This window comes from Pseudomonas putida (genome assembly GCF_002741075.1).
Classification (GTDB): domain Bacteria; phylum Pseudomonadota; class Gammaproteobacteria; order Pseudomonadales; family Pseudomonadaceae; genus Aquipseudomonas; species Aquipseudomonas putida_T.
The window spans coordinates 1,234,226-1,258,251 of sequence record NZ_CP016634.1 but is presented as its reverse complement, the minus strand read 5'-3'; the positions used below and the strand labels follow the sequence as shown (position 1 = coordinate 1,258,251).

Annotated in this window: 19 protein-coding genes; 1 reads left to right on the top strand and 18 read right to left on the bottom strand. The window is 65.2% G+C overall.

Annotated features, from left to right (window positions below; translation table 11 throughout):
* Window positions 1-35: 35 nt before the first annotated feature.
* From lipA to IEC33019_RS28050, 18 genes are all read right to left on the bottom strand, one after another.
* Complete coding sequence (gene lipA / locus IEC33019_RS06190; RefSeq protein ID WP_099593183.1) at window positions 36-1,019, bottom strand: lipoyl synthase; 984 nt, start codon at window positions 1,017-1,019, stop codon at window positions 36-38.
* Between the two features lie 24 nt (window positions 1,020-1,043).
* Window positions 1,044-2,165, bottom strand: a complete 1,122-nt coding sequence (gene gcvT, locus IEC33019_RS06185) for a glycine cleavage system aminomethyltransferase GcvT (protein WP_070093139.1) — start codon at window positions 2,163-2,165, stop codon at window positions 1,044-1,046.
* Window positions 2,166-2,243: 78 nt separating this feature from the next.
* The gene (glyA, locus tag IEC33019_RS06180) at window positions 2,244-3,497 is read right to left on the bottom strand and encodes a serine hydroxymethyltransferase (protein WP_070093098.1); all 1,254 of its coding nucleotides are present in this window, start codon (window positions 3,495-3,497) and stop codon (window positions 2,244-2,246) included.
* A 173-nt stretch (window positions 3,498-3,670) separates the two neighbouring features.
* On the bottom strand, window positions 3,671-6,541 hold the full coding sequence (gcvP, locus tag IEC33019_RS06175; protein ID WP_099593180.1) for an aminomethyl-transferring glycine dehydrogenase: 2,871 nt from the start codon (window positions 6,539-6,541) through the stop codon (window positions 3,671-3,673).
* A 13-nt stretch (window positions 6,542-6,554) separates the two neighbouring features.
* Window positions 6,555-6,932, bottom strand: coding sequence for a glycine cleavage system protein GcvH (gene gcvH / locus IEC33019_RS06170; RefSeq protein ID WP_070093100.1), 378 nt, complete (start codon window positions 6,930-6,932; stop codon window positions 6,555-6,557).
* A 261-nt stretch (window positions 6,933-7,193) separates the two neighbouring features.
* Complete coding sequence (locus IEC33019_RS06165; protein WP_070093101.1) at window positions 7,194-8,726, bottom strand: sigma-54-dependent transcriptional regulator; 1,533 nt, start codon at window positions 8,724-8,726, stop codon at window positions 7,194-7,196.
* Between the two features lie 82 nt (window positions 8,727-8,808).
* Window positions 8,809-10,233: a D-serine/D-alanine/glycine transporter gene (gene cycA / locus IEC33019_RS06160; RefSeq protein WP_070093102.1), complete on the bottom strand. Its 1,425-nt coding sequence runs from the start codon at window positions 10,231-10,233 to the stop codon at window positions 8,809-8,811.
* 333 nt (window positions 10,234-10,566) lie between these two features.
* On the bottom strand, window positions 10,567-12,213 hold the full coding sequence (locus IEC33019_RS06155; protein ID WP_070093103.1) for a BCCT family transporter: 1,647 nt from the start codon (window positions 12,211-12,213) through the stop codon (window positions 10,567-10,569).
* A gap of 101 nt (window positions 12,214-12,314) precedes the next feature.
* Window positions 12,315-13,451, bottom strand: coding sequence for a M20 family metallopeptidase (locus IEC33019_RS06150; RefSeq protein ID WP_099593178.1), 1,137 nt, complete (start codon window positions 13,449-13,451; stop codon window positions 12,315-12,317).
* Window positions 13,448-14,650 carry a RidA family protein gene (locus IEC33019_RS06145; RefSeq protein WP_070093105.1) on the bottom strand — a complete coding sequence of 401 codons (1,203 nt, stop codon included), beginning with the start codon at window positions 14,648-14,650 and terminating at the stop codon, window positions 13,448-13,450. The genes IEC33019_RS06150 and IEC33019_RS06145 overlap by 4 nt, the downstream gene beginning before the upstream one ends.
* Window positions 14,651-14,767: 117 nt before the next feature.
* Window positions 14,768-15,709, bottom strand: a complete 942-nt coding sequence (locus IEC33019_RS06140; protein ID WP_070093106.1) for a LysR family transcriptional regulator — start codon at window positions 15,707-15,709, stop codon at window positions 14,768-14,770.
* A 114-nt stretch (window positions 15,710-15,823) separates the two neighbouring features.
* Window positions 15,824-16,858, bottom strand: a complete 1,035-nt coding sequence (locus IEC33019_RS06135) for a DUF2955 domain-containing protein (RefSeq protein WP_070093107.1) — start codon at window positions 16,856-16,858, stop codon at window positions 15,824-15,826.
* Window positions 16,848-17,948 (bottom strand): HlyD family secretion protein, encoded by a 1,101-nt coding sequence (locus tag IEC33019_RS06130; protein ID WP_070093108.1) that lies wholly within the window; start codon window positions 17,946-17,948, stop codon window positions 16,848-16,850. The genes IEC33019_RS06135 and IEC33019_RS06130 overlap by 11 nt, the downstream gene beginning before the upstream one ends.
* Window positions 17,945-19,462 (bottom strand): efflux transporter outer membrane subunit, encoded by a 1,518-nt coding sequence (locus tag IEC33019_RS06125; protein WP_070093109.1) that lies wholly within the window; start codon window positions 19,460-19,462, stop codon window positions 17,945-17,947. The genes IEC33019_RS06130 and IEC33019_RS06125 overlap by 4 nt, the downstream gene beginning before the upstream one ends.
* 13 nt (window positions 19,463-19,475) lie before the next feature.
* Entirely contained in the window at window positions 19,476-20,573 is a 1,098-nt protein-coding gene (locus tag IEC33019_RS06120; protein ID WP_070093110.1) for an AI-2E family transporter, read from the bottom strand.
* A 66-nt stretch (window positions 20,574-20,639) separates the two neighbouring features.
* Window positions 20,640-22,400 (bottom strand): monovalent cation:proton antiporter-2 (CPA2) family protein, encoded by a 1,761-nt coding sequence (locus tag IEC33019_RS06115; RefSeq protein ID WP_070093111.1) that lies wholly within the window; start codon window positions 22,398-22,400, stop codon window positions 20,640-20,642.
* A gap of 219 nt (window positions 22,401-22,619) precedes the next feature.
* On the bottom strand, window positions 22,620-23,090 hold the full coding sequence (locus tag IEC33019_RS06110; protein ID WP_070093112.1) for a YMGG-like glycine zipper-containing protein: 471 nt from the start codon (window positions 23,088-23,090) through the stop codon (window positions 22,620-22,622).
* A 94-nt stretch (window positions 23,091-23,184) separates the two neighbouring features.
* A complete protein-coding gene (locus tag IEC33019_RS28050; protein WP_307553412.1) occupies window positions 23,185-23,790 on the bottom strand; it encodes a GGDEF domain-containing protein in 606 nt (201 codons plus the stop codon).
* Window positions 23,791-23,793: 3 nt separating this feature from the next.
* Here IEC33019_RS28050 and IEC33019_RS28045 point away from each other — a divergent pair, with 3 nt between their 5' ends.
* Window positions 23,794-24,021, top strand: coding sequence for a hypothetical protein (locus IEC33019_RS28045; RefSeq protein ID WP_306282542.1), 228 nt, complete (start codon window positions 23,794-23,796; stop codon window positions 24,019-24,021).
* Window positions 24,022-24,026: the final 5 nt, after the last annotated feature.

The following is a 24,026-nucleotide window of genomic DNA, read 5'->3' as shown; positions in this document are numbered from 1 at the left end:
GCGGACGCTTTCGACCGCCTGCGCATCCAGTCTTGCTACCCGACGCTCGCCGCCACCGCCGCCACCTGCTGATCGGCATGGTACGAAGAGCGCACCAATGGCCCCGAGGCCACGTTGCTGAAGCCCATGGCCAACGCCTGCTCGGCGAACCAGGCAAAGGTGTCCGGGTGCACGAAGCGCTGCACCGGCAAATGGCTGCGCGAGGGCTGCAGATACTGCCCCAGGGTCAGCATGTCGACCTGATGCTCGCGCATGCGCTGCATCACTTCAAGCACCTCTTCGTCGGTCTCGCCCAGCCCCAGCATCAGCCCTGACTTGGTCGGCACGCCGGGGATACGCTGTTTGAAACCTTCCAAGAGATCCAGCGACCACTCGAAGTCCGAACCCGGCCGTGCCGCCTTGTACAGGCGCGGCACGGTTTCCAGGTTGTGGTTGAACACATCCGGCGGCTCCTGCTCGGTGATCGCCAGCGCCACGTCCATGCGTCCACGATAATCCGGTACCAGGGTTTCCAGTTGGATACCCGGCGAACGCTGGCGGATCTCGCGCAGGCAATCGACGAAGTGCTGCGCCCCGCCGTCGCGCAGATCGTCCCGGTCGACCGAGGTGATGACCACGTATTTCAAGCGCAACTCGGCGATGGCGATCGCCAGGTTCCGGGGCTCATCGACATCCAGCGGTTTGGGCCGGCCATGGCCGACGTCGCAGAACGGGCAACGGCGCGTGCAGATGTCGCCCATGATCATGAACGTCGCCGTGCCGCCTGAGAAACACTCTCCAAGGTTCGGGCAGGAGGCCTCCTCACACACGCTGTGCAGCTTGTGTTTGCGCAGCAAGGCTTTGATGCGCGCCACCTCCGGCGTGGTCGGGATCTGCACGCGGATCCACTCCGGTTTGCGCGGCACCTCCTCGGTGGGCAGGATCTTCACCGGGATCCGCGCCACCTTCTCGGCGCCGCGCAACTTGATTCCGGGCTCCAGGGGGGCTGGCCGTGGGGCGACAGGCAGGATTTCGTTCATGTTCATGCTCCGGCAAGAAGGCCTTCAGCCTCGGTAGTAACGGTGCGCCACGAACGGCGTGCGGGTCACGCTCATCGGCACCCGCTTGCCCCGCACCTGGGCGAAGACCTCGGTGCCCAGGGCCGCGAATGCGGTCTGCACGTAGCCCATCGCCAATGGGCCGCCCAGGCTCGGGCCGAAACCACCGCTGGTGACCTGGCCGATCACCTGACCTTGGGCATCGAGCAATGGCGCACCTTCGCGCACCGGCACCCGCTCCTGGGTCAGCAGCCCGACCCGCTTGCTCGGCACGCCATCGCGCAACTGGGCGAGGATCCGTTCAGCACCGGGGAAGCCACCCGGGCGCGCGCCGTCGGCACGGCGGGCCTTGGAAATCGCCCAGCTCAGACTCGCCTCGACCGGCGTGGTGTGCTGGGCCATGTCGTGGCCATACAGGCACAGCCCGGCCTCCAGACGCAGCGAGTCACGCGCGCCCAGGCCGATGGCCTCGACTTCGGGCTCGGCGAGCAACGAACGGGCCAGCATCAGGGCGTCCTGGGTCGGCACGGAGATCTCGTAGCCGTCCTCACCGGTGTAGCCCGAGCGGCTGACATAACAGTCGACACCTAACAGCCGCACGCGAGCGAACTGCATGAAAGTCATGGTTTTGACTTCAGGGGCCAGGCGCGCCAGCACCGTGGCGGCCGCCGGGCCCTGCAGGGCGAGCAAGGCGCGGCTGTCGAACAACGACTCGACCTCGCACAGCCCTTCCAGATGCTGCTTGAGGTGCTGCAAATCCTGCGCCTTGCACGCGGCGTTGACCACCAGGAACAGGTAGTCCCCGGCGTTGGCCACCATCAGGTCATCGAGGATGCCGCCTTGGGCGTCGGTGAACAGCGCATAGCGCTGCATGCCCACCGGAAGGTCGACAATATCGACCGGCACCAAGGTATCCAGGGCCTTGGCGGCGTTGGCACCATGCAGACGGATCTGCCCCATGTGCGAGACGTCGAACAGGCCGGCCTGTGCACGGGTGTGCAGGTGCTCCTTGAGCACCCCCAGCGGGTACTGCACCGGCATGTCGTAGCCGGCGAACGGCACCATGCGGGCGCCCAGTTGCAGATGCAGGGCATGCAGCGGCGTTTTTTGTAGTAGTTCGTTGGACACGGATGACTCCTGGCATTCGATGAAGTTGTCGATCAAGCCGCCGCGCGCCTCCAGGCACACGGCGGCGAGTACGGTGGCTCAGGCCGAATAGACCGGGAACCGCGCGCACAGCTCGCCGACCTGGCGGGCCACCTGGGCCTCGACCTCGGCATCGCCCAGGTGCTCGAGGATGTCGCAGATCCACGACGCCAGGGCGCGGCATTCCGGCGCCTGGAAGCCACGGGTGGTGACAGCCGGCGTGCCCAGGCGCAGGCCAGAGGTCACGAACGGCGATTGTGGATCGTTGGGCACGGCGTTCTTGTTGACCGTGATATGCGCACGGCCCAAGGCGGCATCGGCGTCCTTGCCAGTGATGCCCTGGCGGATCAGGCTGACCAGGAACAGGTGATTGTCGGTGCCGCCGGAGACCACATCGAAGCCGCGCTGCATGAAGATCTCGGCCATGGCCTGGGCGTTGGCGACCACCTGCTGCTGGTAGGCCTTGAATTCAGGCGCCAGCGCTTCCTTGAAGCACACCGCCTTGGCCGCGATCACATGCATCAACGGGCCGCCCTGCCCTCCCGGGAACACCGCTGCGTTGAGCTTTTTCTCAAGCTCCGGGTCGGCCTTGGCCAGGATCAGACCGCCACGCGGACCGCGCAGCGTCTTATGGGTGGTGGTGGTGACCACATCGGCGTAGGGCAGTGGATTGGGGTACACACCCGCAGCCACCAGGCCCGCGACGTGGGCCATGTCGACGAACAGGTAGGCACCGACTTTGTCGGCGATGGCGCGAAAACGGGCAAAGTCCAGGGTCTTGGAATAGGCCGAGAAGCCGGCAACGATCATCTTCGGCTTATGTTCGAGCGCCAGGCGCTCGACCTCGTCGTAGTCGATCAGGCCATTGGCGTCGATGCCGTACTGCACCGCGTTGTACAGCTTGCCCGAAGACGACACCTTGGCCCCGTGGGTCAGGTGCCCGCCGTGAGCCAGGCTCATGCCCAGCAGGGTGTCGCCGGGCTGCAACAGGGCCAGGTACACCGCAGCGTTGGCCTGGGAGCCGGAGTGCGGCTGAACGTTGGCGTACCCTGCACCAAACAGCGCCTTGGCCCGATCGATGGCCAGTTGCTCGACCACGTCCACGTACTCGCAACCGCCGTAGTAGCGCTTGCCCGGATAGCCTTCGGCGTACTTGTTGGTCAGCTCGGTGCCTTGGGCCTGCATTACCTGCGGGCTGGTGTAGTTCTCCGAGGCGATCAGCTCGATGTGGTCTTCCTGGCGTTTGGCCTCGCGGGCGATGGCCTCGAACAGCGCAGGGTCGAAATCGGACAGCGTCAGGCTTTTATGGAACATGTGTGTGTTTCCTTGTTGTTATGGTTGAAGACACATCCTGCAAAGGCAAAGGCTCGTGTACTTTCTGGCGGCGCAGGCCCTGTGGGAGCGGGTTTACCCGCGAAGGCGGCCGACAGGCCAACCTCGCATTCGCAGGTGCATCCGCTCACACCGGGCGCGCGCAGCCCTGACGATCAGGCGTCCTGGTAGATCGACATCGGTGGACAGGCGCAGGCCAGGTTGCGGTCGCCATAGACGTTGTCCACGCGTCCCACCGGCGGCCAGTATTTGTTGTCGCGCAGCGAATCCTGCGGGTACACCGCCAACTCCCGGCTATAGCCGTGGGCCCACTCGCCGACCAGCTCCGCCGCCGTGTGCGGGGCGTTCTTGAGCGGGTTGTCGTGCTTGTCCAGGGTGCCGTTCTCGACCGCGCGGATCTCTTCGCGAATGCGGATCATCGCCTCGCAGAAGCGGTCCAGTTCATCCTTGGACTCGCTCTCGGTCGGCTCGACCATCAAGGTCCCGGCCACCGGGAAGGACATGGTCGGGGCATGGAAGCCGAAGTCGATCAGGCGCTTGGCCACGTCCTCGACGCTGATACCGCTGCTGTCCTTGAGCGGGCGCAGGTCGAGGATGCACTCGTGCGCCACCAGGCCGTTCTCGCCGGTGTAGAGCACCGGGTAGTGCTCCTCCAGGCGCCGGGCGATGTAGTTGGCGCTGAGGATCGCCACCTGCGAGGCGCGCTTGAGCCCTTCCCCGCCCATCATGCGGATGTACATCCAGGTGATTGGCAAGATGCTGGCGCTGCCATAAGGCGCGGCGCTGACTGCGCCGTCCTTGCGCGCCATGTGCCCATGTCCCGGCAGGAACGGCGCCAGGTGCGCCTTGACGCCGATCGGGCCGACACCTGGGCCGCCACCACCGTGGGGAATGCAGAAGGTCTTGTGCAGGTTCAGGTGCGAGACGTCGCCGCCGAACTTGCCGGGCGCGCACAGCCCGACCATGGCGTTCATGTTGGCGCCGTCCAGGTACACCTGGCCACCGTGCTCATGGATGATGTCGCAGATGCGGGTGATGCCGTCCTCGAACACGCCATGGGTCGAGGGGTAGGTGATCATCAACGCAGCCAGGCGGTCCTTGTGCTGCTCAGCCTTGCTCTGCAGGTCGGCCACATCGACGTTGCCACGCGCGTCACAGTTGACCACCACCACGCGCATGCCAGCCATCTGCGCCGTGGCCGGGTTGGTGCCATGGGCCGACGATGGGATCAGGCACACGTCGCGGCCGGATTCGCCACGGCTGGCATGGTAGGCGCGGATCGCCAACAAGCCTGCGTACTCGCCCTGGGAGCCAGCGTTGGGCTGCAACGACATGGCGTCATAACCGGTCGCCGCGCAGAGCATGGCCTCCAGCTCGTCGGTCAGTTGCCGGTAGCCCTGGGCCTGCTCAGCCGGGGCGAACGGATGCAGGGCGCCGAACTCCGGCCAGGTGATCGGCATCATCTCGCTGGCGGCGTTGAGCTTCATGGTGCACGAGCCCAGCGCGATCATGCTGCGGTCCAGGGCCAGGTCCTTGTCGGCCAGGCGACGCAGGTAACGCATCAGCTCGGTTTCGCAGTGGTAGCGGTTGAACACCTCGTGCTGCAGGAATGCACTCTCGCGCAGCAACGGTGCCGGCAGGCAATCCATGCCGCAGGCCGCCAGCGCGGCGAAGTCCGGCAGGGCCTGGCCCGGCGCCGCGAACACCTGCCACAGGGCCTCGACGCTCTGCTGCTCGCAGGTTTCATCCAGCGACAGCCCCACACGCACCGAATCGATCGGACGCAGGTTCAGGCGCTGGGCATTGGCAGCGGCCAAGACCTCACCCACGGGGCGCGCGGTCACCACGCTGACGGTGTCGAAGAAGTGCGACTGCTCCACCGAATGCCCCAGCTGGCGCAAGCCCTGCACCAGGATCGAGGTCAGGCGGTGCACACGCCGGGCGATCTGCGTCAGGCCTTCCGGGCCGTGGTAGACCGCATACATGCTGGCGATGTTGGCCAACAGGACCTGCGCCGTACAGATGTTGCTGGTGGCCTTCTCGCGGCGGATGTGTTGCTCGCGGGTCTGCATGGCCAGGCGCAGGGCCGGCTTGCCGAAGCGGTCGATGGACAGCCCCACCAGACGGCCCGGCATGTCGCGCTTGAAGGCATCGCGGGTGGCGAAGAACGCCGCGTGCGGCCCACCGAAGCCCAGGGGTACGCCGAAGCGTTGGGCACTGCCGAACACCACGTCGGCACCGAATTCACCCGGCGGGGTGAGCAGGGTCAGCGCCAGCAGGTCGGCCGCCACCGCCACCAAGGCGCCCGCGTCATGGGCGCGCTCCACCAGGGCCCGGTGATCGCCGATGGCGCCGGTGCTGGCCGGGTATTGCAGCAGCAGGCCGAAGTAAGCCTCCAGGCTTTGCCCTTGCAGTTGTGCTTCATCACCCACCACCACTTCGATACCCAATGGCTCGGCGCGGGTGCGCACCACATCGAGGGTCTGTGGGTGGCAGGCATTGGAGACGAAGAACGCCGGGGCCTTGTTCTTGGCCAGACGCTTGCAGAAGGTCATGGCCTCGGCTGCGGCGGTGGCCTCATCGAGCAGGGAGGCGTTGGCGATCTCCATGCCGGTCAGATCGACGATCAGGGTCTGGAAGTTCAGCAGCGCTTCCAGGCGGCCTTGGGAGATTTCCGGCTGGTACGGTGTGTAGGCGGTGTACCAGGCCGGATTCTCCAGCAGGTTGCGCAGGATGGGCGCCGGGGTATGGCACGGGTAATAGCCCTGGCCGATGTGGTTGCGAAACAGCTGGTTTTTCGCGGCGATGGCCTTGATCGCAGCCAAGGCCTCGCTTTCGCCCTGCCCCCGGGTCAGCGCGAGCACACTGGTGCCCTTGATGCTGTTGGGGATGACGCTGTCGATCAGGGCCTCGATCGAGCCATGGCCGGTCAGCGCCAGCATGGCCTCGATGTCGACCTCGCTTGGGCCGATGTGACGGGCGATGAAGCTGTTGTCCGTGCCCAGGGCAATCGGTGCTGTACTCATGGCGCCCCCTGGCTCAGCCGTTGTCGGCCAGGAAGCGGTCGTAGCCGTCCTGGTCCATCAAGGTGTCGAGGTCCGCCAGGTTGTCCGCCTGGATGCGGAAGAACCAGCCGTCTTCCATGGGCGAGGCGTTGACCAGCTCAGGGTCGTCGGCCAGTGCCTGGTTGACCGCCACCACCTGGCCGTTGAGCGGCATGGTGATGTTGCTGGCGGCCTTGACCGACTCCAGCACCGCGACTTCATTCCCCTCGCCGTACTGGCCCGGCTCCGGCAACTGCACGAACACCACATCGCCCAAGGCCTGCTGGGCGTAGGCGGTGATGCCGACAGTCAGTTCGCCGGTCGCTTCCAGGCGCAGCCATTCGTGTTCGGGGGTAAAACGCAACGTGCTCATGGATCTTCCTCTTGTTATTGGATGGGCCCTGGTTGCAGGACCTGATTTCTACAAGAGCAAGGGTGATGCCAACTCTATAAATTTCTTTATTTTCAATGGATTACGGAATTTTCAGGCGTTTTCTGCGGTATTCACCCTGGAGCGTAATCGCTCCAGGTCGCAAGGCTTGCAGTAGCGCGGCTGGGTCCATCCCTTGTAAAGCACGGCGTACGGACACGCGGAGCAAATCCGCTCCAGTGGAGCGAAATCGAACCGCCCGCTTCAAGACGCGCGATTGGAAATCCCATACTTGCGCAGACGCTGCCCGACCGCGGTGTGCGAGGTCTGCAAGCGCGCCGCCAACTGGCGGGTCGAGGGATAGGCCGCGTAGAACTTCTCCAACAGCGATTTCTCGAAGCCCTGCACCGCGGCTTCCAGGCTGGTGACCTCCATCACATCGCCCTGCTGGCTGCTGAGCGCCGTCCCTGCCAGCTCCAGGTCATCGCAGTCGATCACCTCCCCTTCGCTGATCGCCGCGGCGCGGAAGATCACGTTCTGCAACTGGCGGATGTTGCCCGACCAGCGATTGCCCAGCAGCAGCGGATGAGTGGTCAGCGCCAGCCGACACGGCGAGCGCTGGATCTGCGCGCAGGCCTGGTGCAAAAAGTGCTCGGCCAGCAGCAGGATATCGGTGCCACGCTCACGCAGCGGCGGCACCACCAAATTGAGCACGTTGAGCCGGTAGTAGAGGTCTTCGCGAAAACCGCCTTCGACCACCATGCTTTCCAGGTTGCGGTGGGTGGCGCACAGCACGCGGACATTCACCCGCACCTCGCCCCCGCCACCGACGCGGCGGAAGCTTCCGTCATTGAGAAAGCGCAGCAGCTTGGCCTGCAGGTAGGGCGACATCTCGCCCACCTCATCGAGAAACACCGTACCGCCATCGGCCAGCTCCAGCAGGCCTGGCTTGCCACCACGCTGGGCCCCGGTGAAGGCGCCGGCGGAGTAACCGAACAGCTCGCTTTCAGCCAGGCTCTCGGGCAATGCGGCGCAGTTCAGGGCCAGGAAGGACGCCTCACGCCGGTTGCTCAACGCATGACAGGCGCGAGCCACCAGCTCCTTGCCGGTGCCGGTCTCGCCCTGGATCAGAATCGGCGCATCCAGGCTGGCGACCTTGTGCAAGCGGGTCTTGAGGTACTTGAGCGCTGGCGACTCGCCCAGCAGGGCGTCCAGCCCCTCGCCTGGATCGTGCAGCAACGAGGCCAGGCGCTCGCCGATGCGGCTGGGCGGATACAACGTGAGCAAACCGCCTACCAATGCATCGGCGCCGCCACTGATGGGCGTGGCCTCCAGCAACAACGCCTGGCCCTGAAAGCTCACCTCGCACATCGGCAGGCGAAAGCCCTTGTCGATCAAGTTCTGTGCTAGATGCGGCTCGGTGAACAGGTTCGACAGCGGCTCGCCGGCAGGCTCACGCCCCAGCAACCTGACCAGCGTGGGCGTGGCCAGCAGCACGTGGCCGTTGGGGTCCACCGCCAGCACCGGATCGCTCATGGCCGCGAGCAACGCCTCCAATTGCAGGCGTCGGCGCTGGCCTGGCAGAAAGTCCACCAGCTCCACCGCCTGCACGCCCACCACCCTCAGCAAGGCATCGTGCAGTTCATCCAGCACGGCCTGGGACAGCGCTGGCGCATCGATGTAGACGTTGGGCGGGATCATCTCCACCGCGTCCAGGTTGAGGTTGCGTGAGCCCAGCAGGGCCAGGATCTCCTGAGTGATGCCGACGCGGTCGATGAAGGTCACGTGAATGCGCATCGCGGGTCCCTTTTCTTGAAAAGACAAAAGGGGACCGCACGCAAATGCAGCCCCCCTGGGGTAACCGAAGTGGCGCCGAGGTTCAGTCCACTTCGTAGGAAAGCTGCACAGCCTGAGCCTTCTTGCGGCGGATCGAGCGATAGGACAGCCCCATCACCACGAACCACACCGGCACGAAGTACAGCGCCTGGCGGGTATCATCCTCCAGGGCCAGCAAAGCGGTGATGAAGGCGAAGAACACCAGGCACGCCCAGGCCATGGTGGTGCCGCCGGGCATCTTGTAGATCGAGGCGCGGTGCAGGTCGTCGCGCTTCTTGCGGTAGGCCAGGTAGGACAGCAGGATCACCGACCACACGCACATGAACAGGATTGCCGACACCGTGGTGATCAAGGTGAACGCCTCAAGCATGTTCGGCACCAGGTAGATCAGCAGCGCCCCGCCCAGCAGGCAGGTGCAGGAGAAGATCAAGCCGTTGGACGGCACCGCCCGTTTGGACAGTGCACTGAACTTGCTCGGTGCATCGCCGTCCACCGCCAGGCCGTAGAGCATGCGGCTGGTGGAGAACACACCACTGTTGGCCGACGAGGCCGCCGAGGTCAGCACCACGAAGTTGATGATCCCCGCCGCCGCCGGCAGGCCGGCCAGGACGAACAGCTCGACGAATGGGCTCTTGCTCGGCACCACATCACGCCAGGGCGTGACAGCCATGATGGCGATCAGGGCCAGCACATAGAAGACGATGATGCGCAGCGGGATCGAGTTGATCGCCCGTGGCAGGTTGCGCTCCGGGTTCTTGGTTTCCGCCGCAGTGGTGCCGACCAGCTCGATACCGACAAAGGCGAACACAGCGATCTGGAAGCCGGCGAAGAAGCCCATTACACCGTGAGGGAACATCCCCTGGTCATTCCACAGGTTGGCCAGCGACGCCACGCTACCGGTGGAGGACTGATAGGCCGTGGCCACCATGTAGAAGCCGGTGCAGACCAAGGCGCAGATCGCCACGATCTTGATCATGGCAAACCAGAACTCCAGCTCGCCGAACATCTTCACGGTCATCAGGTTGAGCGACAGCAACAGCCCCACGCAGCCCAGCGCCGGCGCCCATTGCGGGATATCCGGGAACCAGAACTGCGAATAGGCGGAGATGGCAATGACGTCGGCGATACCGGTCACGATCCAGCAGAACCAGTACGTCCAGCCGGTGAAGTACCCGGCCCAGGGCCCGAGCAGGTCGTGGGCGAAATCAATGAAGGACTTGTATTTCAAGTTCGATAACAGCAGCTCGCCCATCGCCCGCATGACGAAGAACAGCATGAAGCCGATGATCATGTAGACGAAGATGATCGACGGCCCGGCCAGGCTGATGGTCTTGCCCGAACCCATGAACAGGCCCGTGCCGATGGCGCCGCCAATGGCGATCAATTGGATATGACGGTTGGAGAGGTTGCGTTGCAGTTCGTGCGCTTGTTGGTCAGGCGGGCTGACACCCAGCGGCGAGTTGTTCATCGTTTTCACCTTGTAAGTCGAATTATTTTTATAACGTCACAAGTTCAAACGCCTCAGCCAGGTACCCATTGCCTTGCCCGGCTGGACACAACCCCCGGAGCAAGGTCTGTGCCAGACAAAAAAAGCCCCTGGAACGCCCATTCCAGGGGGATCCGTCGCGTTCGGCATGTAATGAAGTCGCTCCAGGAAAAGCGCGTTTGCGCGCGGAGCAATCGTGCGCAGGCGTCATGAACCGTACGCTCACGTCTGACGGAACGATTTCGCTACATTGGAACGCTATCAATCCGCCTGACCCTGCCCTTACGGGCCGCGCAGCGGCCCGTGGGTGCAACATCAGACGATCGCTTCATCCTTCCACTTCACACCCACCTCCCCCGCTACATCCGCACCCTCGCCCCCCAACTGCCGAGCCTCGGCTTCGATGTCCTCGACACTGCGATGGCGGTAGTCCCGGTACAGCCAGCGGACGAACCCGTAGGCCATCACCAGCAGCAGGAAGAAGAACGGAATGGAGGTGAGGATGACCGAGGTCTTCACCGTTTTCAGGGACAGGTGATTGGCGATCATGGTCAGCGGCACCAGCGCCAGCATCACGCACCAGAACAGGCGCAGGAACGGCGAAGGGTCGCGGCCTTCCGGCAGATTGCGGGTGGTGGCCGCCGCGACGGTATAAGCCGAGGCATCGATGTGCGAGGCCAGGAAGATCACCATCACGAACAAGTAGAACGCCGTGGCCAGGCCCGACATCGGAAAGCCATTGAGCAACTGGGTGATGGCCACCTCACCGCCCTGGTTGGCGACCACGGCTGGCACATCCAGCACGCCCTTGAGCAACTGGTCGATGCCATAGCCACTGAGGCTGCCGAAGATCGCCCAGCAACTCACACTGCCGCCGAGCAACAGGGCCGCAGCCACTTCCTTCAAGGTCCGCCCGCGGGACACGCGCGCCACGAAGATCGACACGGCCGGGGTATAGGAAATCGCCCAGAACCAGTAGAACACCGTCCAGTTGCGGGTGAACTCCCCGTCGCCGGCCGGGTCGGTGAACAAACTCATGTGCAGGAAGTTGGAGAACATCAGGCCGACGCCGTTGACCGTGTTCTTGACGATGAACCCCGTCGGCCCCACCACCAGCACCGCCAGGGCGCAGAACAGCGCGCCCCAGCAGACCATGCTGGCCAGGCGCTGCATACCGCCTTCCAGGCCGATGTAGGAACTCAGGGAGAAGATACTGGTGATCACCAGCACGATGCCCGCCTGCATCGCAAAGGTATTGGGCAGGCCGGTGAGGTTGGACAAGCTGTTGGAGAAGGTCTGGGTGGTCACCACCATGGTCACCGTCAGCCCGCCGAACGTGCCAATCAAGAAGATGATGTCGATCAGGCGACCGATCGGCCCGCTGGCCCTGAACCCGGTCACCACCTCGATGATGCCGGCCAGGCTCAGCTTGTCATGCTTGCGCACGTGGTAGTAATAGGCCATGGCCATGCCCCCGACGGCATAGCACGCCCAGGTGCCGAAGCCCCAGTGGAAGAAGGCGTAGGCAATGCTCATGTCCAACGCCTCGGGGCTGCGCGCGGCAATGTTCAGCCCCGGCGTGTTGTAGTAGAACGCCCACTCCACCAGCCCCCAATACAGGGTCGCTGAACTGAGCCCTGCACAGATGAACATGAACACCCACGGCAGGGTCTTGAACTGCGGCTTGCCACTGCCCAGGCGAACGTTGCCGTACTTGCTGAAGATGATGAACAGCGACCCTACGACGAACGCCAGGAACACCAGCAGCACCGGCGCCGCCAGCAAGTCCGTGGCGCCCTGGAACAACTGGCTGGCGACCTGCTCGGAGCGCGCGGGGAAAGCGGCCAGGGCAAACACTGTGAGGAAGATCGACACCACGCTGACCACGATCAGCAGGGTGTCCTTGCGGGTGCGAACCTGGCCATCCGGGAGGGCCGGGTTCGCGTTTGAGGAAATTTTCATGGGTTACCTTTCTATTCGGCTGTATTGATCTTGTTGTGTGCCTTTGGCTGCGGATGAACAGCGTCCGCAGCCGGTCATAGAAGTGCGTGGGTGGTGCGGCCTCAGGTGCCCTCCTCACACCAATCGACGATCAAGCGCCGATACAGGCGCACGGCCTCCTCGATGCGGGCGACTTCGCAATACTCGTCGGTCTGGTGCGCCATGTGCGGCGTGCCTGGGCCGAGGATCACGATGGGCACACCCGGGTGGGCGTGCTGCAACGCGCAGGCGTCGGTGAAGTAGCTCGCGCCCCGCGGTTCGGGGCGTACGCCGGTCTCCTGTTCGGTGAGGCGGTAGACCGTCGCGATCCAGGGATCGCCGAGGTCGGTGAAGACAGCCGGCAGATCCAGCACCGCGTCGACCTGGGTGATATCCGGCTGCAAGGTGTCCAGCAACGCGGCACGGGCATCGGCATGGGAAGTGCCGGGCAAGCTGCGAATGTCGACGCACAGCTCTGCCAGGTCCGGCACCACGTTGATGCTGCTGCCCGCGTGCAACGTCCCGGCGCTGATGCTGGTCGCGCCCAGCACAGGGTGGGGTGGCGAGGCGACCTGGTACTGCTCGATCTTGCCCAGGGCACGGCCCACTTTGTACAGGGCGTTATCGCCTTGCTCGGGCATCGAGCCATGGGCGCTCTTGCCCCGGGCCGTCAGCTTGAGCCAAAGCGCGCCCTTGTGACCGATCAAGGGATAGTTCGCTGTCATCTCACCCACGATGATCGCCCCGGCGCGGTGCTGATCCACGCCATCGCGTACCAACGCCGCCGCGCCTTGGCAGCCGGTCTCTTCGCTCGCGGTCAGCACCAGCACGACACCTGCGCGTTGAGCGATCAGCGCACGCTCCTGCAAGGCCGCACTGATGAACGCCGCGACCCCTGCCTTCATGTCGCTGCTGCCGCGCCCGTACAACCGGCCCTCGCGGATTTCCCCGGCGAACGGGTCGACCGACCAGGGCGCCTTGCCCAGCGGCACGGTATCCAGATGCCCGGTAAAGCACAGCGGCCGCCCCTGGCCGTTCCCCAGGTAGGCCACCAGGCTGGCGCGCCCCGGCGACAGCTCGTGCAGAGTGACGGCAAAGCCCGCCTCGATCAGCAACTGGGCCAGGAACGCGGCACAAGGTTGCTCATTGCCCGGCGGATTGGTCGTGTCGAAGGCCACGAGCTTGCGGGTCAGCTCGATCGCCTGTTCGCAGGCGTTCATGGCTGCCTCGACGCGTCAGGGTTACCCAGCTCGACAGCGACCGCATCCACCTGGATCGAGGCGCCATCGGGCAGCCCGTTGACCCTGACCACGGTAAACGGCGGCACGGACTCACCACACAGTCTGCCCAGGGCCTCGGTGAACAGCGACAGGACGCGGTCGGGTTGGCGGTCGGCCTCATCGCCGGCCACCAGCACATGCAGATGACCCATCGCTTGAGGCGAGCTGCCCACCTTGCGCAACTGATCGGCCACGCGCGACAGCGCCTCATCGGCTGCCTGCTCGATCCCGGCCTGCCCGGCACTCTGACCGGCAACCTGGATGCTCGGGCCACAACGACGCACTTGCGTGCCGCCGTCACCGCCGTCGTCATGGGCTACGCCCACCTGGGCGGTGGCGTCGATTTCCAGCAACAGGCCTTCATAGAGCAGGTTGACGCCAAAGGCAGTGACGGGCGGCAGCGGTTCACCACAGGCCGTGCGCACATCCTCCAGGATCTGCTCGAGCCTTGCCTGGGCGGCGGCCTGGTCGCCGTCGTGCAGGTAGCAGACCTTGAGCTGGGTCAGGTCGGCAAAGCTTGAGCCGGCATCGAGCAGCACATGGCGGATGTGCTCAAGCACGTTGTGGGTTTGCCCCGCCAAGTCCCCCAGGGCCACCGCCTTACCGCTCATGTCCGCCGAAACCTGGCCACCGACCCACACCTGGCGACCCGCCTTCCAGCCCTGGGACAACGGCACCGGAATGCTCCAGTCCCAGCTCTTGGCCGGCATGATCCGCTGGCGTTGCGTGGCCGGCACGGCCAGCGCCTCGGCTTCGAGCTGGATCAGCGCGCCAGAGCAGGCCATGCCACGCACACGCACGGCCGTGGCTGCCGGGCCTGGATCCGGGAAGTACTGCAGGCGCACGCGGGTCATCTTCTCCCAGTAGACCGTGGCCTGGGCCTCGTCGCCCTCAAAGACGTAGTAGGTATTCAGGCGCACCAGGTCGGCCATTTCCAGGCCAGCGGCGTGCAGGGCGGCCTTGAGATTGCGAAACACCGCGTGGGTCTGGGCTTCGATGTCGCCTGCGCCCATAAGTCTGCCGGTGACGTCCACCGGCAGGACGCCACCGACGAACACCTGGTGGCCCAGGCGGCGCTGGCGAAACGGCTGCACCGACAGGTGCGAGCCAAGGGAAATCGGGGTATTGAGGTCGGACATGGCATTGCTCCCTTTGCCAGTCTGGCCCCAGTGCCGGGCCGTCAGGCAATCATCAGGTTGGCTGTGTTGTCTCGCCCCTGACTCTAGAGAAGCCAATACTTCGGAAAAATAGCCAGTTCAAGAAGTTGACTTCGGCAATTCCCGAAGCATCGCCCCCGATGGGTTCAACCCCGCGCATTCGAGCAATTGCTGTTGGAAGGCCTCGACGGTGCGCGGCGGGCTGATGCCATGGCGCAGGATGACGTCAACGCACAGATCAGAGGCGAACTGCCCAGGACACAGCCTGCGTATTTCGCCCTTGTCGACCCAGGGCTGGGCGTAGTGCAGCGGCAGGAAACCGATGTATTGGCCAGAGATGATCATCATCGCCCGCGCCTCGACGTTGTCCACGCTGCCAGCGGCCCGCTCCACCTGGAGTTGATCCAGGTCGAAGCGGCCAAGGAAGGTGCGCGCAGCCAGCCGCGCCTGGCTCAGCAACAACGGCGTGATGCTGGCGTCGTCCTGCTCGAACAGCGGGTCGGTGCGCGAACAGAACAGCCCGTGGGCTTCGGTGTACAACGGCGTGTAGTCCAGCCCCGGCAAGCGGCTGGGGAACGGGCCGACCGCCAGGTGCAGGCGACCGTCCATGACCCGCTGTTCCAGCGCATTGGGGGTGTCGATGTGGATCTGCAGGTGGACCTGCGGCGCCATCTGGCCAAACCGGCGAATGGCCAAGGTCAGTGGGCTGCTCGGGTCGGTCAGGGTGGCATCGATCACCCCCACCCGCAGTGCCCCGCTCAACTGCCGGCGCAGGGTGGCGGCTTCCATGGAGAACGTCTCGACCGCCGTCAGCATGCGCTGCGCCGCCTCGTACAGCACCTGGCCCTCATCGGTCAGGCGAAACCCCGAGCGACCGCGCTCGCAGAGCCTCACGCCCAGGCGGGTCTCCAGCAGGCTCATCTGCTCGCTGATCGCCGACACGCTGATGTTCAGCGCCGGCTGCGCGGCGGAGAACCCGCCACACTTGACCACTGTCTCGAAGATCCTCAGGGACTTGAGGTCCGCATCCTGCACGCGCATCAGTGTACTCCCGGTTTCACCCGCCCGATTGGCACCGGGCAGGCTAGCCGAATACGACAGTGCCTGCGACTGCGCTGCGCGTGTACGCGGTCTACCGCATGAAATCGGTGTGCATCAAGGGTAGCGCTGCACCTGCGATTTACCACGTCGCGCACGCCGACCGTCGATCCACACCAGCATGGCACTGGCATACAGCGAAACTGCCAGGAACAGCGCCATGCGCACTGCGAACGCGCGGTACACGTCCTGGCCCGCCACGCTGTCCTGCACCGATTGCCCCAGCAGGATCAGCATCGTCGTCAGGCAACTGACCCAGAACGCCGGGCCATGCCGGCTGGCCACCACTGCATAGAGCCGCCGGGCCTGCCACAGGGCGAACAACAGCCCCCACAAGAAGAACATCCACAGGTGGACGAACAGGCTGAGCGCACTCCACAGCAAGATCGCCAGCACACCGGCCAGCAACGTCGAGCCGATCAGTTCACGCGCAGCCTGGCGGGCATCGGTCTGGTCGGCCTGTTGGCCGAGGCTGACCGCCTTCATGATCAGCGGCATGAAGCGATCCGGTGCGATCAATGCCAGCAGAAACGCCGGCATGACGATCAACGTCGCGCGCAGAGCGATCCAGTTGACTGCCTCGGGACTTTCAGGCGCCTTGGCCTGCGCACTGGCCGCATCCGCAGGTTCAGGGAACAACACATGGACCACGGCGCAGCCGACAACGGCCAGCAGCATGCCCTTGGCCAAGGCTTCGACCACTGACAAGGCCAATGTGAAGTCGCTGGTACCTGCCGCGGCGATCATGGTCAGGCCAACCACCAGCAAGTTCGCCAACAACCCATTGCCGCCGCGCAAGGCATAGCGGAACACCGCGAACAGGCCAACGCCCACCAGCAGGACCCCGCTCACCGGCGCATGGCGCAGCAGCGGAATCAGCAACAGGCCGCTGCCACAACTGAGCAGCACCAACAGCGCCAGCACCGGCGCCGCACGCAGCCCCAGGGCCTGGCTGCGCATGGCCAGCAACAGCACGGCGAACACCGGCGCCAGGATCGGCACCGGCATGCCCAGGCCGAAGCTCGCCGCCAGGCACAGCGCGGTGCCCCAGGCCAGGCGCAGCGCCCGCAGGCGACGCAGTTCAATAGGCATAGGACAACCAGCTCATCACCCACATGAATACCCGGCCCAGCAGGTTCAGCGGGTTGCCCTCCCCCGGCAGCGCCATGATCTCGGCCTGGCCGCCAACCCGCAGGTTGCTCACGCTCAGCCGATCATCGCGCTCCAGCTCGACGATCACCGGAAAACGTTGCGCTGAACGCAGCCACTCGCGGCTGTTCTGTATCTGGGGCAGCGAGCCTGGCGGCGGGCTCTGGCCAACGCTTACGCCATAGCCGATGCTGCGCACCCGCCCGCGCAACAACTCGCCGGGCAAGGCATCGAGCACCACCAGCACCGGCGTGCCTGGGCGCAGGTGGCCCAGGTTGTTTTCGGTCATGTCGGCGCTGATCCACAGGTCGTGGATGGGGATCAGGGTCATCACCGGGCTGCCGGCGCCGACATAGTGGCCGACATCGGTGCGCAGGTCGGTGATCAAGCCATTGGCATCGGCGCGCACTTCGGTGCGGGCCAGGTCCAACCGGGCCTTCTCGACGTTGGCCAGTGCGCTGCGCACCTGGGCGTTGTCCGCCTCCTGCCCGCCCTGCTGTTCGCGCGCGCGCTCGACTTCGGCGCGGGCTGCGGCCACTTGGCTGCTGGCCTGCTCCCGGCTGGCCTGAGCCCCTTCCAGGCGCCGCACGGACACCGTGCCAGGGTCCTCCTGGTACAGGCGCGTCAGGCGCTCGGCGTCCTGGCGCGCCTTGCGTTCATTGGCCTGGGCGGCGGCCAGCGAAGCCTGGGCGGCATCGATACCGGCGGTATGGGCACCGATCTGACGGCGCACCGTGTCGAGTTCGGCCTCGGCCCGGGCCAGGGCGATGCGGTATTGCGCCTGGTCCAGCTCGAACAGCACCTCGCCCTTGCGCACCTCCTGGTTGTTGCCCACCGCCACCCGCTTCACCTGCCCGGCCACCTCGGCACTGACCGGCACTACATAGGCCTGCAGCCGGGCCTGCTGGGTGTAAGGGGTGAAACGGTCGGCGAGCAGGTACCAGAGCAGACTCACGGCGATCAACAGCAGTATCCAACGCATGCCCCGGTCGGGCTTGGCGGGTGTGGGCGAAGGGGCTGGGGCATCGCTCATTTCGGCTCACCTGTGTCGTGGCTGGCTGGGACGGGGTTGTCGAGCAGATCCCCCCAGTCGGTGCGTTGTTGCATGTGTTGGCGGGTGTCAGCGTCGATGGGAGCGCGGCGCGGGTCCCAGCCACCGCCGAGGGCTTTGTACAGGGTCACCAGGCTGCCGACCGCATTGCCGCGGCTGACCAGATAGCTGTCCTGCTGTTGCAGCAACAGTTGCTGGGCATCGAGCACCCGCTGAAAATCGGCGAAGCCTTCGCGGTACTGCGAGGAGGCCAGGTCCAACGAGCGTTGCGCGGCCTGGGAGGCTTGCTGGCGAACCTCGGCACTTTGCAACGAGCGCACCAGCCCGCTGGCTGCGTCATCGGCCTCCCGGGCGGCCTCGCGTACATCCCGCTGGTACAACTCGATCAACTGCTGAAGGCGCGCATCCTCCACGCGCACGGCATTCTTGCGCCGGCCGTAGTCGAACGGGCTCCAGATCAGGCTGGGGCCGGCGGCGAGCTGGAAGCTGTCAGGCAGGTGGCTGGCCGAGACGAACGTCCAGCCGATGCTGCCCAACAGGCTCAACGACGGATACAGGTCGGCCTCGGCCACGCCCACCAGGGCCGACTGCGCCGCCACCGCCTGCTCGGCGGCGCGGATGTCCGGACGACGCTGCAACAGGCTCGCCGGCACCTCCTGCAGGATCGCCCGGTCGGGCACCGGCAACTGCCCGCGACCGCTCGCCAGTTCAGGCAATGGCCCGGGCGGCCGGCCCAGTAGTGCGCACAGCACGTTGCGCAGGGCGTTGAGCTGGTTCTCAAGTTCCGGGATGCTGGCCTGGGTGGCCAGGTACTGGGTGCGGGCCTGCTGCCAGTCGAGCTCGTCGTTCTCGCCATGACGGAACAGCCGTTCGGTGATCTGCAGGCTGCGCGCCTGGCGCAGGGCGTTCTCGTGGGCGATGTCCAGGCGGGCCTCGACGGTGCGCAGGCTGAAATAGCTGTCCGCCACCTGCGCGCGCAACAGCACCATGGCATCGGCGTAGTTGGCCTCGGAGGCGAAGTACAGCGCATCGGCCGATTCGATGGCGCGGCTGAAGCGCCCCCAGAAGTCGACCTCCCAGGCAATGTCGAAGCCCAGGCTGGATTGCCAGAACACCGAGTCCCGGGCGGTGGGAGTGCCGGACTGGTCCTGCTTCAGATAGAGGCTTTCCCCGCGCAACTGCTGCACCTGGGGGTAGCGCCCGGTCTGGGCGATGGCTAGTTGCGCACGCGCCTCGGCGATGCGCAGCCCAGCCACGCGCAGGTCGGTGTTGTGCGCATCGGCTTCGGCGATCAGTGCATCGAGCGTCGGGTCGGCGAACACCGCCCACCACTGGCGCAGGTCTGGCGTCGCCGCCGGCCGGGTTGCCTGCCCCAGCGAAGGGGTGCTCCAGGTATCCAGCCAGGGCGTGGGCACGGGTTTGAAGTCCGGGCCGACCTGGGTGCAACCGCCCAAGGCGACCAGGCTCAGCGCGCAACAAAAGACACGTTTGACCATGGCGCGCCCTGGTTCAGTACGTCTTGTCGGCACGCGTTTCGGGCACTTGCTGCGCCACCCACTGCCAGAACAGGTTGTAGGTCACCGCCAGGATCACCGGGCCGATGAACAGGCCGATGATGCCCTTGACCACCATGCCGCCCAAGGCTCCGATCAGCACCACCGGCATCGGCACATCCACGCCGCGCCCCAGCAGCAAGGGCTTGAGCACGTTGTCGGCCAGCCCGGCGACGAAGGTGTAGATGGCAAAAACGATGGTGCCGACCGTGAAGCCTTCGGTGCTGAAGATGTAGGCGATCACCGGCAGCGTGATCAGCGTCGCAGGTGCTTGAGCAATGCCCAGCATCAGGATGGCGATGGCCAGGATGCCCGCGCCCGGCACGCCCTTGATCACGAAGCCTACGCCGATCAGCAGCATCTGGATGAAAGCGATGCCGATCACGCCCTGAGCCACCGCGCGGATGGTGGCGGTGCACAGCCTGGCGATGGGCTTGCCCTGGGTTTCCCCGGAAACCCGCATAGCGATGCGCTGCGCGGCCCACTCACCGCGCTCGCCGAAGGCCATGATCACCCCCGAGATGATGATCGCCGCGATGAACAGCAAGAACGCGCCGCCGGCACTGGCGATGGCTCCGAGCATGATCCGACCGGCATCCTTGAGGTACGGCATCAGGTTGTTCAGCACACCGCTCAGGCTTTCGGAGGCCGACAGCCAAAGGGCATACACCCGTGGCCCTATCAGCGGCCAGGTGGCGACCGACTCCGGCGGTGCCGGGACGCTCCACGCACCGCTCTTGAGCAGCGCCACCAGGCTCTCGACCGACTGGCCGAGGGACATCACCACCAGGTAGATCGGCACCAGAAGCACCAGCAGGACCAACAGCACCACCAGCGTCGCGGCATGGCCGTCCTTCAGGCCGCTGGCACGCTTGACCCGTTGCTGCAACGGGTACAGGGTGACCGCGAGGATCACGGCCCAGAGCATCAGCTCGAGAAAGGGCTGGAAGACCTGGAAGGCGAAAATCACCAGCCCCGCCACCAGCCCTGCCTTGATGAGCACATCGAGCAAGCCCCGCGACAGGGCGCTGTCCAGCTTGAAACTCGGCTGCATGAGTCACCTCCGGGCCGCCTTGGGCGGGTCGAACAGTCGGCGCGCCGGTTGGCGCGATTCAAGTCGTCAAACCTGCGGTCGGTGGTCGCCAGCCGAGCCGTCTTCGTCCTCGCGCCCTTCGCCGGGCGTTTCCTGCCGGTACAGCGCCAGCAACCAATCCGCCTCCTGGCGTTGGTAACGCCGCACCCAGGCGGCGGCCTGGGCTTCGTCCTGGCCCAGGGCGATGAACGCGCGACGGGCCATTTCAAGGCTGGAATGGAAGGTTTCGCGAACCGGGCTGGCCCCAAGCTCGAGCAGGCGCAGGACATCTTTATGGTCGCGCACCGAGGCGATGACCGGGGTGTGCGGGTACTGCTGGGCCAGCAGGTCCACGGTCTTGAGATTGACCTGCGGATCGTCGGCGGCCACGATCACCAATTCAGCCTCACCGACCTTGGCGGCACGCAGAATCTGCGAGCGCGACGGGTCGCCATAGAACACTGGCGGCCCCTGCTTGTCGGCATAGCGCCCGAAGGTTTCGATAGAGGTATCCAATGCCACCAAGCGCACACCTTCGGCGTGCAGCATCCGGGCGATGGCGCGGCCCATGCGGCCCATGCCTGCCACCACGACCTGCGGTGCCTGATCCACCTCTACCGGCGGCAGCGACGTGGGGGCCACAGGTCGCGCTTCACGCAGTTGACGCGCCAGCACCATCATCACCAGCGGCACCACCGCCATCGACAAGGTGATGGCCAACACCAAGAGGTCGTGCACCTGCTGCGCCAGCAACTGGTGATCCAGCGCCAGCTTGAACACCACAAAGGCGAATTCGCCCCCCGACGCCAGCACCACCGCCAGGCACAGCGCCTGGGCACGGCTCAGCCCCCCGGTCCAGCGGCCCAGCCCAAACAGCACCGGCAGCTTGATGCCCACCAGCAACAGGGTCAGCGCCAACACTTGCAGAGGCATGCCCAGCAACAGCCGCAGGTCGGCGGTCATGCCCACGCCGACAAAGAACAGCCCCAGCAGCAGGCCCTTGAGCGGTTCGATCTGGGATTCGAGTTCATGGCGAAACGGCGATTCGGCCATCAGCACCCCGGCCAGGAAGGCCCCCAGCGCCATGGACACACCCACTTGCTCCATCACCCAGGCCGTCCCCAGCACCACCAGCAGCGCGGTGGCGGTGGAAAGCTCATGCAGCCCCGACTTGGCTACCCAGAGAAACACCGGCTGCAGTAGATAACGCCCGCCGATGATCACGATGCCGATACCGATCGCCACCGCCAGCAACGGTCGTGTGCCTTCGGCCGTGGGCGTGGCGCCACCGGCCAGCAACGGCACCACGGCAATCAGCGGAATGGCAGCGATGTCCTGGAACAGCAGAATGCCCACCGCCAGGCGCCCGTGGGGCTTGTTCAGGTCCTTGCGCTCGGCCAATACCTGCAGGCCAAACGCGGTGGACGACAGCGCCAGGCCCACGCCGAGCACTACCGCCGCAGCGGGCGACTGGCCGAACAGCACAAAGGCCATCACCCCCAGCACCAGCGCCGTCAGGCCCACCTGCAACGAGCCAACGCCGAACAGCGACTTGCGCATCGTCCACAATTTACGCGGCGACAGCTCGAGGCCGATGATGAACAAGAGCATCACGACCCCCATCTCCGAGAGCCGTGCGACGTTGTGAGGATTGTCGATCAGCCCCAGCACCGAGGGGCCGATCACGATGCCGGCGAGCAAATAACCCGGCACCGCGCCCAGCTTCAGGCGCTGGACCAGAGGAACCAGAAGCACCACTGCCAACAGAAAGACTACCGTCGCCTGCAACAGGCTGCCGTCATGAGGCATTTCCCTCCCCCTTGCTCGAATGCCAGGCAACTGCTCGCGCGAAGTCGATTGCCTGAGTCCCGCCGGCCATGCTGGAACTGAGTATGGGTGATTAATGGCCGTTTGCTTGCCGCTGGTTTTTATTTTCCGCGCAGGGTTTTACAGACGTGCATCGACCACGGCGACCGTCTGGTCGGGGCAGCCGGAAACCTACCGCCTCACCGCGTCCGGCCATTGACCTCAAGGGCTGACCTGGTAGCCCCGCCCTTGCAGGCAACTGCTGTAGGCGTTGGCATGGGCGGAGTCCTGGGCTTCATTCTGGCTGCGGCGGTCCTGGCGACGGTCCTGACGCTGGCGCATTCCACCCACGGCCGCGCCCGCTGCCGCCACTTCGCCGGCACGGTTCTGCCGGTATTGCTCCTTGGCATTGTCGCCGGCCCGGTCATAGAGTTCTTCGTGCTGCCGGCCACGCACTTCGGCACCCACCGCTCCTGCTGCCGCCCCGGCCGCCGCGCCGCGCACCCGGCCGCCGACATGGGCCTTGGACGAGGTGCCGGCACTGCTGGCCGCGTTACTGGCCACACCGTTGCAATAGTCCATGTCGGTTTGCATCTGTTGGCTGCTCTGACCGTTGAGCGGCACGACACTCTGGGCGCTGACGGGCCCTGCGAGCAGCAACACGCCCAGACAGCACCCTGTGAACGTACGCATGGCACACCTCCTCGCAAGAAAGTCCCAACCTCAAAGCATAGTTCGCCCAAGGCCCCGGCGCGGCGCTTTGCCCAGGTGGCGACAGGGAGACACATCAGCTCGCCACCACCCGATTGCGCCCCGTGTCCTTGGCCTTGTACAGGCGCTCATCGGCCTGTTTAAGGATGCTTCGCGAGTTAGGTGTTTCGCTCCCGCGGCACGCTACGCCGATGGAGATCGTCAACGCACCGACCGGATCAACCGGCGTTGAGCAAATGCTTACCCGTATGCGCTCGGCGATCTCTTGTGCAGTTTGCAAATCGGTATTGGGCAACAACATCCAGAACTCTTCACCCCCGGCTCGACAAGCCAGGTCCCCGGCACGGGAACCGCTAACGATCAATCGAGCAATGTGCCTGAGCGCTTCGTCACCGACATCGTGGCCAAAGGTGTCGTTGACCGACTTGAACCGGTCGATGTCCAGCGCCAACGCCGAGTAGGGACAGCCCGTCTCGTCCAGCGCGCTCAACGCGGTATTCATCGCACGGCGATTGGCCAGGCCCGTCAACGGATCGCTGTCCGCAGCCTGGCTCAGGCTACCCAACCGCTGCTGCAACTGCTGCACGCCCAGGATCAACGCCTGTCGGATGATGGCCGACTCGGCGTACCAGGTATTGATACGGTGCAAATGGAAGGTCGTGTCCGGTGCGGAAAGGTCCATTGCATGCCTGGCCAACTGATGCAATGGTCGAGCGATCAACATGCCGCCCAGGAGCATGAGCGCCAGCCCAATCATCGCGACCGGGAAGACCTCGACGAACATTTCCTGCGTGAGGTCGCCAAGCGGCGCCAACGCCTCTGCACGGGGTTGCTGCACGATCACGGCCCAATGGGCGTCAGCGACTGTGGCGAAACCGGTCAAAATCGGAATGCCTTGATCCTTGGCCTGTAGCTGAC

Coding starts and splice junctions, on each gene's coding strand:
- IEC33019_RS06125 (WP_070093109.1), bottom strand. CDS start 19,462: ATGGTCAAACGTGTCTTTTGTTGCGCGCTGAGCCTGGTCGCCTTGGGC.
- IEC33019_RS06150 (WP_099593178.1), bottom strand. CDS start 13,451: ATGAACGCCTGCGAACAGGCGATCGAGCTGACCCGCAAGCTCGTGGCC.
- IEC33019_RS06130 (WP_070093108.1), bottom strand. CDS start 17,948: ATGAGCGATGCCCCAGCCCCTTCGCCCACACCCGCCAAGCCCGACCGG.
- IEC33019_RS06165 (WP_070093101.1), bottom strand. CDS start 8,726: ATGCGCATTCACGTGACCTTCATCGACCGCGTCGGCATCACTCAGGAG.
- cycA (WP_070093102.1), bottom strand. CDS start 10,233: ATGAACAACTCGCCGCTGGGTGTCAGCCCGCCTGACCAACAAGCGCAC.
- gcvH (WP_070093100.1), bottom strand. CDS start 6,932: ATGAGCACGTTGCGTTTTACCCCCGAACACGAATGGCTGCGCCTGGAA.
- IEC33019_RS06155 (WP_070093103.1), bottom strand. CDS start 12,213: ATGAAAATTTCCTCAAACGCGAACCCGGCCCTCCCGGATGGCCAGGTT.
- glyA (WP_070093098.1), bottom strand. CDS start 3,497: ATGTTCCATAAAAGCCTGACGCTGTCCGATTTCGACCCTGCGCTGTTC.
- IEC33019_RS06140 (WP_070093106.1), bottom strand. CDS start 15,709: ATGCGCGTGCAGGATGCGGACCTCAAGTCCCTGAGGATCTTCGAGACA.
- IEC33019_RS28045 (WP_306282542.1), top strand. CDS start 23,794: ATGCCTGGCCAACTGATGCAATGGTCGAGCGATCAACATGCCGCCCAG.
- gcvP (WP_099593180.1), bottom strand. CDS start 6,541: ATGAGTACAGCACCGATTGCCCTGGGCACGGACAACAGCTTCATCGCC.
- IEC33019_RS06135 (WP_070093107.1), bottom strand. CDS start 16,858: ATGCCTATTGAACTGCGTCGCCTGCGGGCGCTGCGCCTGGCCTGGGGC.
- IEC33019_RS06110 (WP_070093112.1), bottom strand. CDS start 23,090: ATGCGTACGTTCACAGGGTGCTGTCTGGGCGTGTTGCTGCTCGCAGGG.
- IEC33019_RS06120 (WP_070093110.1), bottom strand. CDS start 20,573: ATGCAGCCGAGTTTCAAGCTGGACAGCGCCCTGTCGCGGGGCTTGCTC.
- IEC33019_RS06115 (WP_070093111.1), bottom strand. CDS start 22,400: ATGCCTCATGACGGCAGCCTGTTGCAGGCGACGGTAGTCTTTCTGTTG.
- lipA (WP_099593183.1), bottom strand. CDS start 1,019: ATGAACGAAATCCTGCCTGTCGCCCCACGGCCAGCCCCCCTGGAGCCC.
- IEC33019_RS06145 (WP_070093105.1), bottom strand. CDS start 14,650: ATGTCCGACCTCAATACCCCGATTTCCCTTGGCTCGCACCTGTCGGTG.
- IEC33019_RS28050 (WP_307553412.1), bottom strand. CDS start 23,790: ATGGACCTTTCCGCACCGGACACGACCTTCCATTTGCACCGTATCAAT.